Genomic DNA, 16703 nt, shown 5'->3' on the forward strand with positions numbered 1-16703 from the left:
CTCCCCTGAGGGGAGAGGGAGTGGAGCTGAGGCGTACCATCAGGTATCAACCCGGCGGTAGTTTTACGCTGAACCGCGCACCGTTGAACTCCGGCGAACGATCCACCACCAGCTCGCCGCCGTAGGCGCGGATGATGTCCTGCACGATGGACAGGCCGATGCCGTGGCCTTGCACGCGCTCGTCGCCGCGCACGCCACGCTGCAGCACGCTCTCGATCTTGTCGTCGTCGATGCCGGGGCCGTCGTCTTCCACGCTCAGCCACAGGCCGGGGCGCTGACGGCCCGCGACCGGGCGCATCTTCACCACCAGCAGCACGCGATGGCGCGCCCACTTGAACGCGTTCTCCAGCAGGTTGCCCATGAGTTCGAGCAGATCGCCCTGCTCGCCGTAGAACGCGGCGTTGTCGTCGATGTCGAATTCGCACAGTACGTTCTTGGCGGCGTAGACCTTCTCCAGGCTCTGCACCAGATCTTCCGCGTGGCCGGCGATGGGAATGGCGGTGGTGGCGAAGGTTTGGCGGCCCGAGGTGGCCGCGCGCGCGAGCTGGTAGGCGACCAGTTCGTCCATCTTGCGCACCTGTTCCAGCACCTGGTTGCGCAGGTCCGGCGTGTCGCTTTCCAGGCCGGAACGGATCACCGCCAGCGGCGTCTTCAGGCTGTGCGCCAGGTCGGCCAGCGTGTTGCGCGTGCGTATGCGCTGCTCGCGCTCGCTGTCGATAAAGGCGTTGATGCGCTCGGTAAGGCCGGTGAGTTCCTGCGGGTATTGATCGCCCAGGTGCTCGCGATCGCCGCGTTCCACGCGCGACATTTCGTTGGCCACCTTGCGCAAGGGCGTCAGGCTCCAGCGCAGCAGCAACAGCTGCAGCAGGATCAGCATCACGCCCAATGAGGCCAGCCAGAACACCAGGCTGCGCCGGAACACGGCGTTGCGGCCTTCGAGCTGGTCTTCGGTCTGCGCCACCATGAAGGTGAGGTGCACCGATTTCTTTTCCGACGTGTCGAGCGCCACGCCGTAGATGTAGTAGTACAGGCGGCCCATGCGCGTATCGACCGGGCCGACGAACTCGCCCTCGCCCGGCGCCAGCGGACGCAGGAAGGCAAAGTCGCGCCCGATGGCCGAGGGCGATTCCCATTTGAAACCGCCATCGCCGATGGCCACGGCGTAAAGACCCGAACCCGGCCGCGAGAAACTCGGGTCAGGCGGCGTGTCGGGCAGCAGCACCTTGCCGGAGCGACCGACTTCGGTGCCCGCCAGGTAGGCTACGACGAAATTCTGCAGGCGATCCTGCAGCCCCTTGCGCGAACTGTCGGCAGCCGTACGCATGAGCGTAAGGCCGACCACGCCAAGGAATGCCGCCAGCACGAAGCCGGTGGCCAGCGCCGCGCGCGCCGCCAGTGAAAACGGGCGGCGCGGCGGGGGCTGATCATTCGTCTTCGGCTTCGCTGCGAGGGATGGCAAAGCGGTATCCGCGTCCACGTACCGTCTCGATGGGCTTGAGGTTGCCTTCCGGGTCCAGCTTCCTGCGCAGACGGCCGATGAAGACCTCCAGCACGTTGGAATCGCGATCGAAATCCTGCTGGTAGATGTGCTCGGTCAGATCGGCCTTGGAGACCAGCTCGCCGGCGTGCAGCATCAGGTATTCGAGCACCTTGTACTCGTAGCTGGTCAGGTCGACCGGCTTGCCTTCCACGGTCACCGTCTGCGCGGTGGTGTCCAGCTTGATCGGACCGCAGGCCAGCACCGGCTTGGACCAGCCGCTGGCGCGGCGCACCAGCGCGTTGATGCGCGCGAGCAGCTCTTCGACGTGGAACGGCTTGACGAGGTAGTCGTCGGCGCCGTGCTTGAGGCCTTCCACCTTGTCCTGCCAGCCGCCGCGGGCGGTGAGGATCAGGATGGGATAACGCTGGCCGGCCTCGCGCAGGGACTTGATCAGGTCCATGCCCGACATCTTGGGCAGGCCCAGGTCGATGATGGCCAGATCGAACGGCACTTCGCGCCCCAGGTACATGCCTTCCTCGCCGTCCTGGGCCGCATCGACGGCAAAACCATCGCGCTTCAGGCGTGCGGCGAGGGTCTCGCGCAGGGGCGCCTCGTCCTCAACCAAAAGAATGCGCATCAGTGTTTCTCCTTGTTGCTTCCGCCGTCAGTGGACGGGTTCTTGGTCGGATCGCCAGAAGCCGGTGCCTTGCTGGCTTCGGTGGTTACGGTCACCACGCGCACGTGCCCCGTGGGTGTGAGCACCTTGACGCGATGTTCGAACGAACTGCGGCCCCGGCGCACGGTGCTGGCGGACAATACCTTGCCGCCGGTCTCGTGCTGCACCTGGGTAACGGCCTGCTCCAGCGACATGGCCGGCTCGCTGGATTGTGCCGCCCACGCGCCCGCGCCTGTCGAGCAGGCCAGCAGCAGGATCAGGGGGCGCAGGATTGTTTTCATTTTGTTAAACAAGCCTGTAGCACCAGCGGGGCGGTTTCCATCGTCGTTCAGACTATGGACTCGGGGCTGAATATTGACCTGACAAACCTGAACGGTCACGCGGCAACCCGGGCCGGCGCCATGGCCTGCTCGATCAGGCCCCAGCCGGCCCCCGGCAGGTGCGCCCCCTCGCTCAGCCGGCGGCGGAAACCGCGCGCCCCGGGCTCGCCCTGGTACAGGCCCAGCAGGTGACGGCTGATGTGCTTGAGCGCCGTGCCCCGGGCCAGTTCGGCCTCGATGTAAGGCCGCATGTGCATGAGCACGTCTTCGCGGGTCGGCAGCGGCTCACCGTAGAGCGCGGCCTCGACGCGGGCGAGTACATAGGGGTCGTGATACGCCGCGCGCCCCAGCATCACGCCGTCCACCTGCCGCAGATGCGCCTGCACCTGCTCCACCGTGGTGATGCCTCCGTTGATCACCACCACCAGCTGCGGGAATTCGCGCTTGAGGCGGTACACGCGCTCGTAGTCGAGCGGCGGGATTTCCCGGTTTTCCTTGGGGCTCAGGCCCTGCAGCCACGCCTTGCGGGCATGCACGACCAGCACCTCGACGCCGGCGGCGATCATGGTCTCCGTGAAGTGTTGCAGATCGGCGTACTCGTCCTGGTCATCCACGCCGATTCGGCATTTGACCGTGACCGGCACATCCACCGCATTGCGCATCGCCTTCACGCAGTCGCCCACCAGCGCCGGCTCGCGCATCAGGCACGCGCCGAAGCGGCCGGACTGCACGCGGTCCGAGGGGCAACCCACGTTGAGGTTGATCTCGTCATAGCCCGCCTCCGCGCCATAGCGCGCGGCGATGGCCAGCTCCGCCGGCTCGCTGCCGCCCAGCTGCAGCGCCACGGGGTGTTCCTGCTGGCTATGCTCCAGCAGGCGCAGCTGCTTGCCACGCACCAGCGCGGCGCTGGTCACCATCTCGGTATACAGGCGCGCATGCGGGGACAGCAGCCGGTGGAAATAGCGGCAGTGGCGGTCAGTCCAGTCCATCATGGGTGCGACGGACAGGCGGACGTCGGTGGGGGCGAGGCTGTGCATGGAGCGCATTTTAGCCGCTTGTCCATGGCGCACGCCCGATAGGCGGCACCCATCTGCGAAAAGGCCCCCGGGTGGGGGCCTTCGACGTCGCCAGGGTGCAGGCCACTCAATCGGCCTTGGCGATGGGAATCAGCCTGGCGTAGTCGGCCTGGGCCAAGGTCAGTTCGCGCTTCTCGTAGACGCGCATGTCGATGTCGTGGTGATACACCGTCAACACCACCGGTTCGGGCTGCTGCTTCTGCAACTGATCGACCAGCTGGCCCACCCAGCGGATCGGCTGCCCGTTGATCCGCTCGATCTGGTCGGTGCTGTGCAGGCCCATCCAGCCTTGGGGCGTTACCGAATCGACGAAAACGCGCTGGTGGCCATCGGTGGTCAGCTTCAGCTGGCGGGTGCCGTCCTTGACGGTAAGGAAGTTACCGCTATAGGTCAGGTGGCCATCCGGCCCCGGCTCGGCGGTTTGCGCAAGGGCGGGCAGCGCCGCCATCGCCACGAGACCGCTCATCAACAAAGACAATGACTTCATGACACGTTCTCCTCCTGAGTCGTGGGAAATCCAGTATCCAAGCCCTGAACGCCATGGCGTGAGCCGTGAAGCTCCCGAAAGCGCGCCAAGACGGTAGCACCGCAGGACGCGGGGAATGTCAATGGATCGTGTGAAGCCGCGACGCGACAGCGCACCGCACCCGGCCAACGGCATGAACTGGGCACCCGCCGATGGCATAATGGACGCTTGCGCTGCATCCCCGGCAGCACTCGTCAGGCGCAGCGGATTCCGCCTTCCCCACACGAGTCCGGCGTTGGCCCCAGGGCTGGCACCGCGCCTGCAGCATCCCTGAATCCTTAGGACGGTAACCGGCAATGGTGGCATTGGCGACGGAGCACGTGATCGACGTGCACCACTGGAACGACAGTCTCTTCAGCTTCCGCACCACGCGTGATCCCGGCTTCCGCTTCGACAGCGGACAGTTCGTGATGATCGGCCTGGAAGTGGATGGCCGCCCGCTGATGCGCGCGTATTCCATCGCCAGCGCGAACTACGAGGAGCATCTGGAGTTCTTCAGCATCAAGGTGCCCAACGGGCCGCTCACCTCGCGCCTGCAGCACCTCAAGCCCGGTGATCCACTGATCGTCAGCCGCAAGCCGACCGGCACGCTGGTGCTCAACGATCTCAAGCCGGGCAAGCGCCTGTACCTGCTGGGCACGGGCACGGGCCTGGCACCGTTCATGAGCCTGGTGCGCGATCCGGAAACCTACGAGCGCTACGAGAAGATCGTGATCGCGCACGGCGTGCGCAACGTCAACGACCTGGCCTACAGGGATTACCTCGAGAACGAGCTGCCGCAGCACGAATACCTCGGCGAGCTGGTGCGCGAGAAGCTGATCTACTACCCGACGGTGACGCGCGAAGCGTTCCGCAACCAGGGCCGCATCACCGACAACATCGTCAACGGTTCGATGAGCGAGGCCATCGGCCTGCCGCCGCTCGATCCCACGACCGACCGCGTGATGCTGTGCGGCAGCCCCACCATGCTGGACGACACCTGCGCCCTGCTGGACGAACGCGGTTTCCAGGTATCGCCGCGCACGCGCGAGCCGGGCGACTACGTGATCGAGCGCGCCTTCGTCGAGAAGTAAGCGACAGCGTCGTGCTTTTCGCGGGAGCGCAGGCCTGCGCTCCCGCTTTCGTTTCCGACCTGGCGATTACTGCCAGATCGTATACACGCGGCCGGTGCACACGCCTTCCACGCTGCGCCGATAGACCTGCCCCACGCGCTCGCCGGGTACGGCTTCGAATCCCGGAAAATACGGGCCATAAGCCTCCAGCGACTCGGTGAGCAGGGTCGCGCTCACTGCATTGATGCGCAGACCGCGCGGCAGCTCCGTGGCCGCCGAGCGCACGAAGCCTTCGATGGCGGCGTTCACGGTGGTGGCATTCGTGCCCAGCTTGATCGGCTCGACCGCGGTGATGCCGCTGGTCAGCGTGAACGAGCCGCCGTCGCGCAGATGCGGGATGCCCGCGATCACCACGTTCACCTGTCCCATCAGCTTGTCCTGCAGGCCGGACAGGAACTGCGCGGGCGTGGTCTGCGCCAGCTCGCCGAAGTGGACATTGCCTGCCGTGGTGACCACCGCATCGAGCTGACCCACCTCGCGGTACATGCGCTCCACGCTGTCCATGTCGGTCAGGTCGACGCGCACGTCGCCGGACTGGCGGCCCGCGCGGATAAGTTCATGGTGCGGGGCAAGCGCGCCGGCCACCGCCGTGCCGACCGTACCGCTGGCGCCGATAAGCAGAATTCGCATGTGATGGAACCTCGATGGGTGCGTCCCGGTGTGGGTCGCCATGCCGTGAGTCTCCGCCACGCCCATCCTCCAATAAACATGCCATGATTCGACCCATTCCAAACCATGGGTTGTTAAAGCATGGATACGCTGGCGAGCATGGCCATGTTCGTTCGGGTGGTGGACACCGGCAGCTTCGCGGCGGCGGCCGAGGCGAGCGGCGTGTCCCCGACCATGGCCGGCAAGCACATCCGCGCCATCGAGGAACGGCTGGGCGCACGCCTGCTCCATCGCACCACGCGCCGCCAGCAACTCACCGAGGTCGGCAAGCTCTACTACGAGCGCTGCAAGCTGGTGCTGGCGGATGTGGAGCTGGCTGAGCGCAGCGCGCACGAACTGCAGGCCACGCCGCGCGGCAAGCTGCGCATCACTGCACCCATGAGCTTCGGCAGCCGCCGGCTGACGCCCGCGCTCACCGAATACCTGCAGCGCTATCCCGATGTCAGCGTGGAGCTGTCGCTGGACAACCGCGTCTACGACCTGGTCGGCGAAGGCTATGAGCTGGGCATCCGCATCGGCGCCGTGGATGACCCTCAGCTCGTCGCGCGACCCTTGCAGCCCTATCGCATGCTGCTGGCCGCATCGCCGCCCTACCTGGCGAAGCACGGCACGCCGACACGTCCTGAGGAACTGTCCAAGCACGTCTGCCTGGGCCTGACCAACTGGCGCCGCCGCGATCAGTGGCGGTTGCTGGGACCCAACGGTGAGGAATGCGACGTGCCGGTGCAGGGGCGCCTCTCCGTCGACCATGGCGATGCCCTGCGCGTGGCGGCGTTGCATGGGGCGGGCATCGTGCTGCAGCCGGAAGTGCTGCTTGCGGACGATCTCGCCGAAGGTCGCCTGATGGCGGTCTTGCCCGAGTGGGCGCCTCCGGCCACGCCGATGCATCTGCTCTACGCGCAGGATCGCCGGCCGACGGCCAAGTTGCGCAGCATGATCGAGTTTTTGCTGGAGCGCTTTGGGGCCTGAGGGACCATTTCAACGTCCCTCGCAAACGCTCATATCCCCCACCGTCATTCCGGCGTAGGCCGGAATCCAGTGGCCTAGGCGCACGGTTTTCGCGAAAGAGCCAGACGCTTTGACGTCACGCGACAACCGGCCGTTTCCGTCACTGGATTCCGGCCTACGCCGGAATGACGGTGAGGGCATTGAACGTTCGGGCGAGACGTTGAACAGCCTTCAACACACCGCGCACCATCAATCGCGCACGCGCCCCTGCCCTTCATTGTCCCAATAGCCGAACACACGCCGCGCAATGAGCTTGTACAAACGCTTGCCCGTCGCGCGCCATACGCGCGCAGGCGGAGCGGGTGTGGCGAGGATGGCGCGCTGGCGTAGCGTCAACGCCTCCGGGCAATACGTGCGCTTGTGCTTGAGCAGATGGCGCACGTCTTCGCGCGCCAGCAGGCGGAACAGCGTGCCGCGTTTGCCGCGTGTCCAGGCGATCTGGAAATCGACCAGGGCGGGACGGCCATCGGCGCGCACCAGCCAGTTCGGTTCCTTGGCCAGGTCGTTGTGCACGATGCCGCGGCGATGCAGCCGCGCGAGCAAGCGTAGCGCCTCGCGGTAGTACGCCCGGTCATGCGGTCGTGCCTGCTGCATCGGCGCGCCGGCAATGTAGCTGCGCAGCAGCTCCTGCCCGTCCCAGCCCAGCAGCGCGGGCACGCCGTCGATGCCATCGAGCTTCGCCAGCGCGCGTGCTTCGCGTGCGGCGGCGCGGCGTGCGACAGGGCGCGCCCACCAGCGCGCCGCGGTGACATCGCGACGGATCACGCGCACGCCGGCCCGTTCGGTCATTTCGATACGACCGAGTTCATCGGCTTTCAAAAGCATGTCGCGTGAGGTGTCCACAAAAGCATCGGGCATCGACCAGGATCAGCACCTCCATTGTCGCCGAACCGGCCCATGCGCGGCGCATCGCCTAGCCGATATGCTGCGCCGTCGGACACGGAGCACACCATGCTGGAGATCGCGCTGTACGTACTGGCCGCGCTGCTGATGATCGGCGGCCTCGCCGGCAACATCCTGCCCGCGCTGCCGGGCATACCGATGATCTTCGGCGGCATCTGGCTGGTGGCGGCGGTGGATCGGTACCGGCACCTGGGCACGTGGTGGCTGGTGGTGATCGGCGCGCTGGGCGCGTTCGGCGTGCTGATGGATTTCGTGTCGGCCTCGCTGGGCGCCAAGCGGGTGGGCGCCAGCCGGCTGGCCCTGTGGGGCGCGGGGCTGGGCACCGTGGTGGGCATGTTCTTCGGCCTGGTCGGCCTGATCGTGGGACCCTTCCTGGGCGCCCTGCTGGGCGAGCTGGCCTCCGGCACCAGCGTGCTGCACTCAGCGCACGTGGGCGTGGCGACCTGGCTGGGCCTGCTGTTTGGCACCTTGGTCAAACTGGAGATCTCCTTCGTGATGATCGGCCTGTTCGGCTTCGCCATGCTGTTCGGCTGAGCCGGGCGCCGGCGGCGCGACCTTCGGCACATGGCCGGCCCGCGCCCGCCCCTATAGGCTCGGGGCACTTCACTACGGGGAAAAACTCATGTCCAAACGTCTTGCCCTGGCGCTGGCGGTTTCGCTGGCCGCCGTCGGTTCCGCCCAGGCGGAAACCAAGTCGCCCACCTGGATCGAACGCAGCAACGCCGACGCCCAGGTGTTGCTGGACGTGATGGCGAAGTTCAATCCCGAGTTCGCCTCGCAGATCGGCGTGCCGGGTTTCGACGACAAGGTCGTCGACCTGAAGCCGGACGTCGACGCCCGTTCGCGCGCCGCGTTCGTCGACGCCAAGGCGAAGCTGGAGAAGATGCTCGCCGATGAGAAGGACGCCAACGTCCGCCAGGATCTGCAGATCATGATCAAGGCGGTCGACCAGCAGGTCGAAGGCATCGATCTGAACCACAAATACATGCTGCCTTACGTCGACGTGGGCCAGCAGATCTTCCAGGGCGAGTTCGCCCTGCTGAAGGACGACGTGGACGCCAAGCGCCGCCCGTCCGCCGCCAAGCGCCTTGAGTGCTACGTGGGCAAGGCACCGGGCTGCACGCCGCTGATCGATCTGGCCAAGGCGCAGACGCAAGCGCGCATCGGCGAGAAGGGCCTGATTGGTCCGTACAAGAACGAAGTGGAGCAGAAGCTCAGCAACTCGCAGCGCTACGCCCAGGGCATCCGCCAGCTGTTCGCCAAGTACAAGCTGGACGACGCCGACAGCAAGGCCGCGCTCGACGCGCTGGACAGCCAGCTCAAGGATTACGACGCCTGGACGCGCGCCACCATCGTGCCGCGCGCACGCGCGGACTTCCGCCTGCCCGAACCGCTGTACGCCTACAACCTCAAGCAGGTCGGCATCGACATTGCGCCGGAGCAGCTGATCAAGGAAGCCCAGTTCGAGTTCACCGAGCTGCGCTCGATGATGCAGATGATGGCGCCGGTGGTGGCCAAGGCCGAGAACATCCAGGCCACCGACTACCGCGACGTGCTGAAGGCGCTGAAGAAGGAACAGCTCGGCAAGGATGACGTGGTGCCGTGGTACCACGAGATCATCGGCCACATCGAAGACACCATCCGCCGCGAGCACATCATCACCCTGCCCCAGCGCAAGATGCAGATGCGCCTGGCCTCGGAAGCGGAAACCGCCGCCGTGCCCGCGCCGCACATGGACCCGCCGCCGTTCATCAACAACCACGGCGAGCAGGGCACCTTCGTGCTGACCATGGGCAACCCCAGCGGCAGCAAGTCGGACTCGTATGACGACTTCACCTATAAGGCCGCCGCGTGGACGCTCACCGCGCACGAAGGCCGTCCCGGCCACGAGCTGCAGTTCGCGGCGATGGTGGAGCGCGGCGTGTCTCTGGCGCGCAGCCTGTTCGCCTTCAACAGCGTGAACGTGGAAGGCTGGGCGCTGTACGCCGAGTCGGAGATGCTCCCCTACGAGCCGCCGGCTGGCCAGTTCGTGGCCCTGCAGGCCCGCTTGCAGCGCGCCGCCCGCGCCTACCTGGACCCGATGCTCAACCTCGGCCTGATCACCAAGGAGCGTGCGCACGACGTGCTGCGCAACGACGTGGGCTTGTCCGAAGCCATGACGCAGCAGGAACTGGACCGCTACACCTTCAACAGCCCCGGCCAGGCCACTGCGTATTTCTACGGTTACATGCGCCTGCAGCAGACGCGCCTGAACACCGAACTGGCACTGGGCAAGGACTTCAACCGCCAGGCCTTCAACGACTTCGTGATTGGCCAGGGCCTGCTGCCGCCGGAACAGCTGGCCGAAGCGGTGCGCACGCAGTTCATTCCTTCGCAGAAGAAGAAGTAACGCCGCGAACGCTTCGGTTCGCTAACGGGGCCGCGTCTTCGGGCGCGGCCTTTTCTTTGGCGGCGCGGCTGCGTTGCCGCTGCGTTCCAGCCATTCGGCGAAACGGGCCGTATCCTGCCGTAGCGCCGGCGGCACCAGGATGTAATCGCGGCTGGGCGGCTCGTCAGGCCTGTGGCGAAAACGCTGCGCGCCCGCCTGCGCCAACAGGCCGGGTTGGTCCGCTTCCGACAGGCGCAATGCCAGCCCCTGCGTCGACAGCCAGGCGCACGGCTTCTCGCCGAACCAAGCCATCAGGCCGCCGAACATGGGTTTGAAGCGAAGATCGTGCGGACGCCCCAGGTGCGTGGCGGCGTCTTCCAGCTCGACGCGCAAGCGCTGGAGGTCCGGGTTCACGGCCCGTCGGGCAGCACGTAGAGCAGCACGGCCAGATAGTGCAGCACGCTGCCCGCCAGCACGAAGAAATGCCACACCGAGTGGTGGTACGGCAGCTTGCGCCACAGATAGAACGGCACGCCCAGCGTGTACGCCACGCCGCCCGCGAGCAGCAGCACCATGCCGCCGGTCTGCAGGTGCGCCAGCAGGGGCTTGAACGCGATCACGCCCACCCAGCCCATGCCCACGTACATCAGCACCGCCAGCTTGCGGTACTTCTTCAGCATGCCCAGCTCCAGCGCGCTGCCCATCAGGACCAGGCCCCACACCGTGCCGAACAGGCTCCAGCCCCAGGCGCCCGGCAAGGCAATCAGGGTGAAGGGCGTGTAGGTGCCGGCAATGAGCAGGAAGATGGCGATGTGGTCCAGCGTGCGCAGCACGCGCTTGGCCACCGCGCCGGGAATGGAGTGATAGAGCGTGGACGCCGTGTAGCACAGGATCAGCGTGGTGCCAAACACCGCGCTCGCCACCACGGCGCGCGCATCGCCATGAAGCGCAGCGAACGCCACCAGCGTCGCGAGGCCGGCAATGCTGAGCAGGATGCCGATGCCATGGATGACGCTGCTGGCGACTTCGTCGCCGAGGGCGTAGCGGGGCAAAGCCGTGGCGGAGGTGGCGGACATGGGGAGATCCTTGAACGGAGCGTACCTGGGGTACGGCTCCGCCACCTTAGCGGTCCGGCGCTTGAATGCAAGGCCGCGCGGCGTATGAAACACCGCGCGGATCAGCGGCGCGCGCGCCTCATTCGATGATGAAGGCGCCGAAGGCCACGCCCAGGTCCCAGCCCTTGCCCGTGCCGCTGAGCGCCAGCGAGACATTGCCCTTGGTCATCACGCGGGCGCCGGCCGATTTGGACGCGCCCGCATGCACACCAGCATCGGCATAGTGGCCCTTGATCTCGCTGATGCTGTCGACGCCGGAGAACTTGCCGACGCCGTCGTCGATCTGGCTCTTGCCAAAGGTCAGGCCGCCGCCCTTGACGCGGATGCGCACGCCCATGCTCTGGCCGTTGCTGCAGCGAACGGTGCCGCTGCCGGTTGCCGTCTGGTAGAACACCGACCAACCCGAGAGGGTGAAACGCATCTTGCACTCGAGCTCGCCGGCCTGCGCCGAGGCCGAGCCCATCCAGCCGGCCAAGGCCAGCGCCGACACAGCTGCCCACTTCCCGATGCCCATGGCATGTCTCCCTAAGAGCCTGTTCATGATCTCCGCGTGGCCCGCGCCGGGAGCTGTTTGCGCGCAGGCCAAGGAAGAGCGAGGGAGTGTACGTCCGTACACGACCGAGTGATGACGCCGGCCTGCGGGCAAACAGACCCGGCCCGGAGGGTTGTTCCTGAGTGGCTGCCCAACGACACCGCGCGGCTTGACCTGCCCACCAGGCAGGCGCTGCGCCACGCAGCGCCGCCGGGCAGCCACTCAGGAACAACGCGGGCTACGCGGAGATCATGAGCAGGCTCTTAGCGCGCGCCGCCATCAGGCGACAAGCCGACGATTCTGGCAAGCGCTCGCCGTCTGCGGCGTGAATACAGCTTTCACTCGCGATGTACGCCAAAACAAGCCGCAGCGCGAAAAAATGTGACAACCGGGCGTCCCCTCTCTCTCCCCCGACGTCCGGCCTTGCCGCCCCGCCATCCTGTGCGGGGCTTTTTTTGTCTCGCTTCGACAGCCGCGACAACGCGCGCTACACGCCGTCCAATGGCAGGCTCTATGCTGGACACGGATCGGAAACCGGGAGAGCCGCCATGTCAGCGATCGACCTGCTGTTGCATCTGGACCACCTGGACCTTGGCGTCGCCGCGCCGCGCGCGGCCCTGGCCCTCGCGCAGCGACTGGGCGCGCGGCTCGATGCGCTCTACGTCGCCGATCTTCCCGCCACCGCTTTCAGCCTGCCCGAGGCGGTGCCCGTGCAACTGGAAGAAACCCAGCGCCGGGTCGCCGAAGCGCAGACGCATGCCCAGCCATGGCAGCAGACGCTGGCCGCGCATGGGCTGAGCGGACGCTGGCGCGTCACCCAGGGCGACACGGTGCAGACGCTCAGCCAGGCCGCCTCCGGCTACGACATGCTGGTGATGGAGCGAAGCCAGAAGCGCAGCGACGCGCCGGTGGGCTTCGGCTCGGTATCGCGTTGCGTCTTCGCCAGCGGTCGGCCGGTGCTGGTGGTGCCCGATACCTCGCCGGTGCCCACGCTGGGCGCCAAGGTGCTGGTGGCGTGGAACGGCAGCCGCGAATCCGCCCTCGCCCTCGCCGCCGCCGTACCGCTGCTGCAGAAGGCCGACGAGGTACGCGTGCTCGACGGCAGCGAAATGAATGCGGACATGCTGCCGGTGCTGCCGCCGCCCGGCCTGGCCGACTGGCTGCAACGCCACGGCATCCATGCGCAGATCGACACGCTGGATACCGGCCCCAGCCATGCCGCGGGCCCGGCCGTGCTGGACGCGGCGCACGCCCAGGGCGCCGACCTGATCGTCATGGGTGCCTGGAGCCGTTCGCGCCTTGCGCAGATGGTGCTCGGCGGCACCACGCGCCACCTGTTCATGCACGGCGACGTGCCGATGCTGGTGGCCCACTGAAAAATTCCCCTGCGGGGAACCCCGGGGCAATCACCCTAGAATAGCCTTCCATACGGCTACTTGTGCAAGTCCCACAAGTGGGTCTAGCGTGAAATCGCGCCCGCACGATCCCCACTGCTTCCCCAGCAGCGTGCCGGGCGCGACAACCCAACATCGATACGTCAGGAGGTCGCCTTATGTCGTCCGCAAGCCTGGCTGCACCCCGTCACGCCCATCCGGACAGCGCCCGCATTGCCGCGCTGAGTGCCGCGATAGCCCTCAACCTCGCCGCGCTCATCGTGGTCATGCGACCGATGGCCCCGGAGTTCGCCGCGCAGGTGCAACGCATCACCGCCATGCCGATCACGTGGATCACCCCGCCGAAGGAAGTTCCGCCCCCGCCAACCATCGACCTCAAGAAGCTGGTGCAACCCAAGACCGTGCCGCACACCCAGACCGTACCGCGCCCGCAGCCGGTCACGCCGCCGGCGGTGCCGACCACGGACGACGGCAGCATCCCCGCGCCACCGGTGGCACCGACGCTGGCGCCGCCAACCGACACGGGCGTATCGGCCGCGCCGATCGAAGCGACGCTCGCCTATCGCGCGACGCCGCTGAAATATCCGCAGCAGGCCTTGCGCTCGCACCTGCAGGGTCAAGTGATACTCAAGGTGCTGGTCGACGAGAACGGCGTTCCGCAGCAGGTGAGCATCGAAAAGAGCAGCGGCGAACAGGTGCTCGATCGAAGCGCCTGCGACCAGGTATTGAAGGGTTGGCGATTCGAACCCGCCACCGTGAACGGTCACGCCGTGCGCGCATGGGCACGCGTGCCCGTCACTTTCAGCTTGAACGAACTCTAGCCTCGCTCCGCCGTCGCGTAAGCGCATGAAAAAAGGAAGGCCCGGCCTGCATCCAGTGGCAGGTCGGGCCGTTCCACGGCAAGCGACGATGGAATCAACGGGCGCTGGCGGCCACAGGCTGATGCGCAGGGCCTCGGGCCGTGCGCACGATGGCCCACACCACGGCCGCCACCACGATCACGGGCAGGCAGACCGGCAGCAAGGCAAGCGCCACGATAGGTGCGGCAATCAACAAGGCAATGCCGCCGAAGAACAGGCCCAGCACCGCGCCGATCAGGCTGAAAAGGCCGCCGATCAAGCTGAAGACCAGCTTGAACACCAGGCCGATCATCACCGCGCCCAGCCAGATGCCAAGCACCACCATCAAGAGCACGCTCATTGCGATCATGACGTTTCTCCTGCCGGCAGCATCGCCGGCGACCATGCGCATGGACGTGTTGAGGCGCCCGATGCGGTTTTCAAGGCCTTCGCGGGAATCATGCTGCGCTTCTGCGGAAGGCCGCGCATGTCGCGAAAGTCATGCTGGAACGGTAGCGTTCGCTCACGCCGGGTTACGGGACTTTAACGACCCGCATGCTCCACTGCGCGCCGGTTTCCGTCGAGTAACATCGCATGGCCAAACACATGCAACACCTCAAGGCGCTGCGTGAGATCGCGTTTGACTACGGTGTGGGCGAACATCCCGACCTTGCCACCATGGCACGGGAGCTGAGCCGCGCGGTTTATCAGAACAAACAGGCGCTGGATGCGGATCTGGCCGATCTGCGCACGCGCGACCAGGGCTTCGAGCGCTGGTTCGTTGCACAGCGCAGCAAGCCGGAGATCAGCGTGCTGGTGATGGCGTGGCCCGCCAATCACGCCACGCCCATCCATGATCACAATGGCCTGTGGGGCCTGGAACTGGCCCTGCACGGCGCGCTGGAAGTGGAGTCCTGGGATCGCGCCGAGGACGGGAAGATCCTGCGATTGACCGGCCGCGACTGGCTGGGCCCCGGTGACGTCACCTGGTTCGACGCGGACGACCGCTACGCGCACCGCTGCCGCAATCTGTCCCGGCACGAAACCGCGCTGACGCTTCACGTATACGGTGGCGATCTGGCACAGTACTTCACATACGAAGAAGCCGGCGAAGCCGGCCAGTGGACCAGGAACGCGCAGCGCAGCAGCATCGCCGGCCGCCTGTACGCCTGAGCCACGCACGTTCCAACGCTTTTTTAAGGGAGTGGCATGTATCGACGGGTCGCCATCATCGGCGGCGGCGCTGCAGCGGCAGCGCTGCTGAGCGAGCTGCTGGAACGCCAGCCGCCGCAGCCGTTGCATCTGGACTGGTACACTGGCGGCGGTAACTCGCCGCGCGGCGTCGCGTATGGCACGCGGTCCGACAAGCATCTGCTGAACGTGCGTGCCGCCTCGATGAGCATGTTCACCGCCAGGCCGCACGGTTTCCTCGATTTCGCCCAGCGCGGCGACAGCGCCATCGCCGGCACGGATTTCCTGCCGCGCCGTCTCTACGGCGACTATCTCGAGGCGGAAGTGGAGCGCGCGCTCGAACGCGCGCGCGCGGCCGGACACGACGTGCGCGTGCTGCCGTTCGCGGTGGACGCCATCGTGCCGGAGAGCGACGGCGTCACCGTCATTCACGGCGAGGAAAACGCGCATGTGGATGCGGCCGTGCTGGCTATCGGCTCATTGCCGCCGCAGCCCTTGAGCGGCGTCGCGGATGCCGCGCTCGCGAGCGGCCGCTACGTCACCGAGCCTTGGGGTTTTCTTGCGCAGGCCAAGCCGGACGCGCGACCGCTCAAGGTCGTGCTGATCGGCCTGGGCCTTACCGCCGTCGACGTGCTGCTGGAACTGTCCGCGCTGTGGCCCAACGCCACCTTCGAGGCCATTTCGCGTCACGGCCTGCTGCCGGAACCGCACCTGCATCAGGCCTCCGCGCCGGCCGACGACGGCAGCGAGCTGATCGAATCCATGCGCGAGGCGCCGTATATCCGCACGTGGATTCGCCTGCTGCGCGAAGCCGTCGCGCAGAGCGCCGACTGGCGCACGGTGATCGACAGCCTGCGTCCGCATACACCTTCGCTGTGGGCGCTGCTGCCCGAAGCGGAGCGTTCGCGCTTCCTGCGGCATGCACGCTGGGCGTGGGAACGCGTGCGCCATCGCATGCCGCCGCAGGTGATGGCCGCAATGAAGGCATTGGAAGACGCCGGCCGCCTGCACCGCCGCCGTGGCCGCCTGCAGGCGGTGGACGTGGCGGGCGACAAGCTGCATCTGGACATCCGCTTGCCGCACGGCAAGGGCGTGGAAACCATGGACGCCGACCTGGTGATCCAGACGGTGGGCCTCAATACCGACGTGCGCCGCACGCAACACGCGCTGATCCGCCAGCTGACCACCAACGGTCACGTGACCGCCGACCCGCTGGGCCTTGGCGTCACCGCCACCACCGAAGGCCGTGTGAAGCACGGCGAGCAGACCTGGCCGCACTTCTACGCCATCGGCACCCTGCTCCGCGGCGTGCTGTGGGAATCGACGGCCATGCCGGAGATCCGCCAGCAGGCCCGCAATCTTGCGGACCGCCTGGTGAAGAGCGAGAAGTGAGTGAAGAGAAGTGAGTAGTGAGAGAGAGCGTGGCGCTGGCCTGCTCTGTCTTACTCCTCACTTCTCTGATTTCGCTTTCCAGCGCCGAAGGAGGTGAGGGAA

19 protein-coding genes are annotated in these 16703 nt (G+C 66.6%); 8 read left to right on the forward strand and 11 right to left on the reverse strand.

Annotated elements, in window-relative coordinates; translation table 11 throughout:
- Window positions 1-46 precede the first annotated feature (46 nt).
- The 5 genes from BDW41_RS13405 to BDW41_RS13425 form a co-directional block, all read right to left on the reverse strand.
- The gene (locus BDW41_RS13405; protein WP_233496875.1) at window positions 47-1378 is read right to left on the reverse strand and encodes an ATP-binding protein; all 1332 of its coding nucleotides are present in this window, start codon (window positions 1376-1378) and stop codon (window positions 47-49) included.
- Between the two features lie 46 nt (window positions 1379-1424).
- Entirely contained in the window at window positions 1425-2117 is a 693-nt protein-coding gene (locus BDW41_RS13410; protein WP_019465209.1) for a response regulator transcription factor, read from the reverse strand.
- Window positions 2117-2437 (reverse strand): hypothetical protein, encoded by a 321-nt coding sequence (locus BDW41_RS13415; protein ID WP_074548769.1) that lies wholly within the window; start codon window positions 2435-2437, stop codon window positions 2117-2119. Before BDW41_RS13415 ends, BDW41_RS13410 begins: the two co-directional genes overlap by 1 nt.
- Before the next feature lie 95 nt (window positions 2438-2532).
- Entirely contained in the window at window positions 2533-3513 is a 981-nt protein-coding gene (gene dusA / locus BDW41_RS13420; RefSeq protein ID WP_110301608.1) for a tRNA dihydrouridine(20/20a) synthase DusA, read from the reverse strand.
- 106 nt (window positions 3514-3619) lie between these two features.
- Entirely contained in the window at window positions 3620-4039 is a 420-nt protein-coding gene (locus tag BDW41_RS13425; protein WP_146217348.1) for a PDZ domain-containing protein, read from the reverse strand.
- A 335-nt stretch (window positions 4040-4374) separates the two neighbouring features.
- Between BDW41_RS13425 and BDW41_RS13430 the strand changes: the two genes are divergently transcribed.
- Window positions 4375-5151, forward strand: a complete 777-nt coding sequence (locus BDW41_RS13430) for a ferredoxin--NADP reductase (RefSeq protein WP_074548775.1) — start codon at window positions 4375-4377, stop codon at window positions 5149-5151.
- A gap of 66 nt (window positions 5152-5217) precedes the next feature.
- On the opposite strand, the gene BDW41_RS13435 is transcribed toward BDW41_RS13430, so the two are convergent.
- A complete protein-coding gene (locus BDW41_RS13435; RefSeq protein WP_074548777.1) occupies window positions 5218-5820 on the reverse strand; it encodes a short chain dehydrogenase in 603 nt (200 codons plus the stop codon).
- A 120-nt stretch (window positions 5821-5940) separates the two neighbouring features.
- Here BDW41_RS13435 and BDW41_RS13440 point away from each other — a divergent pair, with 120 nt between their 5' ends.
- The gene (locus BDW41_RS13440) at window positions 5941-6828 is read left to right on the forward strand and encodes a LysR family transcriptional regulator (RefSeq protein ID WP_074548779.1); all 888 of its coding nucleotides are present in this window, start codon (window positions 5941-5943) and stop codon (window positions 6826-6828) included.
- A 228-nt stretch (window positions 6829-7056) separates the two neighbouring features.
- Here the strand turns inward: BDW41_RS13440 and BDW41_RS13445 are convergent, their stop codons facing one another.
- Window positions 7057-7692 carry an RIO1 family regulatory kinase/ATPase gene (locus BDW41_RS13445; RefSeq protein WP_083337653.1) on the reverse strand — a complete coding sequence of 212 codons (636 nt, stop codon included), beginning with the start codon at window positions 7690-7692 and terminating at the stop codon, window positions 7057-7059.
- A 129-nt stretch (window positions 7693-7821) separates the two neighbouring features.
- Here BDW41_RS13445 and BDW41_RS13450 point away from each other — a divergent pair, with 129 nt between their 5' ends.
- Window positions 7822-8304 (forward strand): DUF456 domain-containing protein, encoded by a 483-nt coding sequence (locus BDW41_RS13450; protein ID WP_074548967.1) that lies wholly within the window; start codon window positions 7822-7824, stop codon window positions 8302-8304.
- A gap of 88 nt (window positions 8305-8392) precedes the next feature.
- A complete protein-coding gene (locus BDW41_RS13455; RefSeq protein ID WP_074548784.1) occupies window positions 8393-10159 on the forward strand; it encodes a DUF885 domain-containing protein in 1767 nt (588 codons plus the stop codon).
- A gap of 21 nt (window positions 10160-10180) precedes the next feature.
- On the opposite strand, the gene BDW41_RS13460 is transcribed toward BDW41_RS13455, so the two are convergent.
- From BDW41_RS13460 to BDW41_RS13470, 3 genes are all read right to left on the reverse strand, one after another.
- Entirely contained in the window at window positions 10181-10552 is a 372-nt protein-coding gene (locus BDW41_RS13460; protein WP_074548786.1) for a TfoX/Sxy family protein, read from the reverse strand.
- The gene (locus BDW41_RS13465) at window positions 10549-11214 is read right to left on the reverse strand and encodes a hemolysin III family protein (protein ID WP_074548788.1); all 666 of its coding nucleotides are present in this window, start codon (window positions 11212-11214) and stop codon (window positions 10549-10551) included. The genes BDW41_RS13460 and BDW41_RS13465 overlap by 4 nt, the downstream gene beginning before the upstream one ends.
- Before the next feature lie 118 nt (window positions 11215-11332).
- Window positions 11333-11767, reverse strand: coding sequence for a hypothetical protein (locus tag BDW41_RS13470; protein ID WP_074548790.1), 435 nt, complete (start codon window positions 11765-11767; stop codon window positions 11333-11335).
- A gap of 566 nt (window positions 11768-12333) precedes the next feature.
- On the opposite strand from BDW41_RS13470, the gene BDW41_RS13475 reads away from it, so the two are divergent.
- Window positions 12334-13161: a universal stress protein gene (locus tag BDW41_RS13475; RefSeq protein ID WP_074548792.1), complete on the forward strand. Its 828-nt coding sequence runs from the start codon at window positions 12334-12336 to the stop codon at window positions 13159-13161.
- Window positions 13162-13337: 176 nt separating this feature from the next.
- Window positions 13338-14000, forward strand: a complete 663-nt coding sequence (locus tag BDW41_RS13480; RefSeq protein ID WP_074548794.1) for an energy transducer TonB — start codon at window positions 13338-13340, stop codon at window positions 13998-14000.
- Between the two features lie 94 nt (window positions 14001-14094).
- Here the strand turns inward: BDW41_RS13480 and BDW41_RS13485 are convergent, their stop codons facing one another.
- Complete coding sequence (locus BDW41_RS13485) at window positions 14095-14388, reverse strand: hypothetical protein (protein ID WP_074548796.1); 294 nt, start codon at window positions 14386-14388, stop codon at window positions 14095-14097.
- A gap of 224 nt (window positions 14389-14612) precedes the next feature.
- On the opposite strand from BDW41_RS13485, the gene BDW41_RS13490 reads away from it, so the two are divergent.
- Window positions 14613-15191: a cysteine dioxygenase family protein gene (locus tag BDW41_RS13490; protein WP_074548798.1), complete on the forward strand. Its 579-nt coding sequence runs from the start codon at window positions 14613-14615 to the stop codon at window positions 15189-15191.
- Between the two features lie 36 nt (window positions 15192-15227).
- A complete protein-coding gene (locus tag BDW41_RS13495; protein WP_074548800.1) occupies window positions 15228-16601 on the forward strand; it encodes an FAD/NAD(P)-binding protein in 1374 nt (457 codons plus the stop codon).
- The last annotated feature ends 102 nt before the right edge of the window (window positions 16602-16703 follow it).

The sequence above is a fragment of the Dyella sp. AtDHG13 genome (assembly GCF_003201105.1).
Classification (GTDB): Bacteria; Pseudomonadota; Gammaproteobacteria; order Xanthomonadales; family Rhodanobacteraceae; genus Dyella; species Dyella jiangningensis_B.

Excerpts from the sequence above, each read along its gene's own strand:
- BDW41_RS13440 (WP_074548779.1), top strand. The coding sequence starts at position 5,941 with ATGGATACGCTGGCGAGCATGGCCATGTTCGTTCGGGTGGTGGACACC.
- BDW41_RS13465 (WP_074548788.1), bottom strand. The coding sequence starts at position 11,214 with ATGTCCGCCACCTCCGCCACGGCTTTGCCCCGCTACGCCCTCGGCGAC.
- BDW41_RS13485 (WP_074548796.1), bottom strand. The coding sequence starts at position 14,388 with ATGATCGCAATGAGCGTGCTCTTGATGGTGGTGCTTGGCATCTGGCTG.
- BDW41_RS13410 (WP_019465209.1), bottom strand. The coding sequence starts at position 2,117 with ATGCGCATTCTTTTGGTTGAGGACGAGGCGCCCCTGCGCGAGACCCTC.
- BDW41_RS13430 (WP_074548775.1), top strand. The coding sequence starts at position 4,375 with ATGGTGGCATTGGCGACGGAGCACGTGATCGACGTGCACCACTGGAAC.
- BDW41_RS13470 (WP_074548790.1), bottom strand. The coding sequence starts at position 11,767 with ATGGGCATCGGGAAGTGGGCAGCTGTGTCGGCGCTGGCCTTGGCCGGC.
- BDW41_RS13480 (WP_074548794.1), top strand. The coding sequence starts at position 13,338 with ATGTCGTCCGCAAGCCTGGCTGCACCCCGTCACGCCCATCCGGACAGC.
- BDW41_RS13415 (WP_074548769.1), bottom strand. The coding sequence starts at position 2,437 with ATGAAAACAATCCTGCGCCCCCTGATCCTGCTGCTGGCCTGCTCGACA.
- BDW41_RS13495 (WP_074548800.1), top strand. The coding sequence starts at position 15,228 with ATGTATCGACGGGTCGCCATCATCGGCGGCGGCGCTGCAGCGGCAGCG.
- dusA (WP_110301608.1), bottom strand. The coding sequence starts at position 3,513 with ATGCACAGCCTCGCCCCCACCGACGTCCGCCTGTCCGTCGCACCCATG.
- BDW41_RS13445 (WP_083337653.1), bottom strand. The coding sequence starts at position 7,692 with ATGCTTTTGAAAGCCGATGAACTCGGTCGTATCGAAATGACCGAACGG.
- BDW41_RS13490 (WP_074548798.1), top strand. The coding sequence starts at position 14,613 with ATGGCCAAACACATGCAACACCTCAAGGCGCTGCGTGAGATCGCGTTT.
- BDW41_RS13435 (WP_074548777.1), bottom strand. The coding sequence starts at position 5,820 with ATGCGAATTCTGCTTATCGGCGCCAGCGGTACGGTCGGCACGGCGGTG.
- BDW41_RS13455 (WP_074548784.1), top strand. The coding sequence starts at position 8,393 with ATGTCCAAACGTCTTGCCCTGGCGCTGGCGGTTTCGCTGGCCGCCGTC.
- BDW41_RS13425 (WP_146217348.1), bottom strand. The coding sequence starts at position 4,039 with ATGAAGTCATTGTCTTTGTTGATGAGCGGTCTCGTGGCGATGGCGGCG.
- BDW41_RS13475 (WP_074548792.1), top strand. The coding sequence starts at position 12,334 with ATGTCAGCGATCGACCTGCTGTTGCATCTGGACCACCTGGACCTTGGC.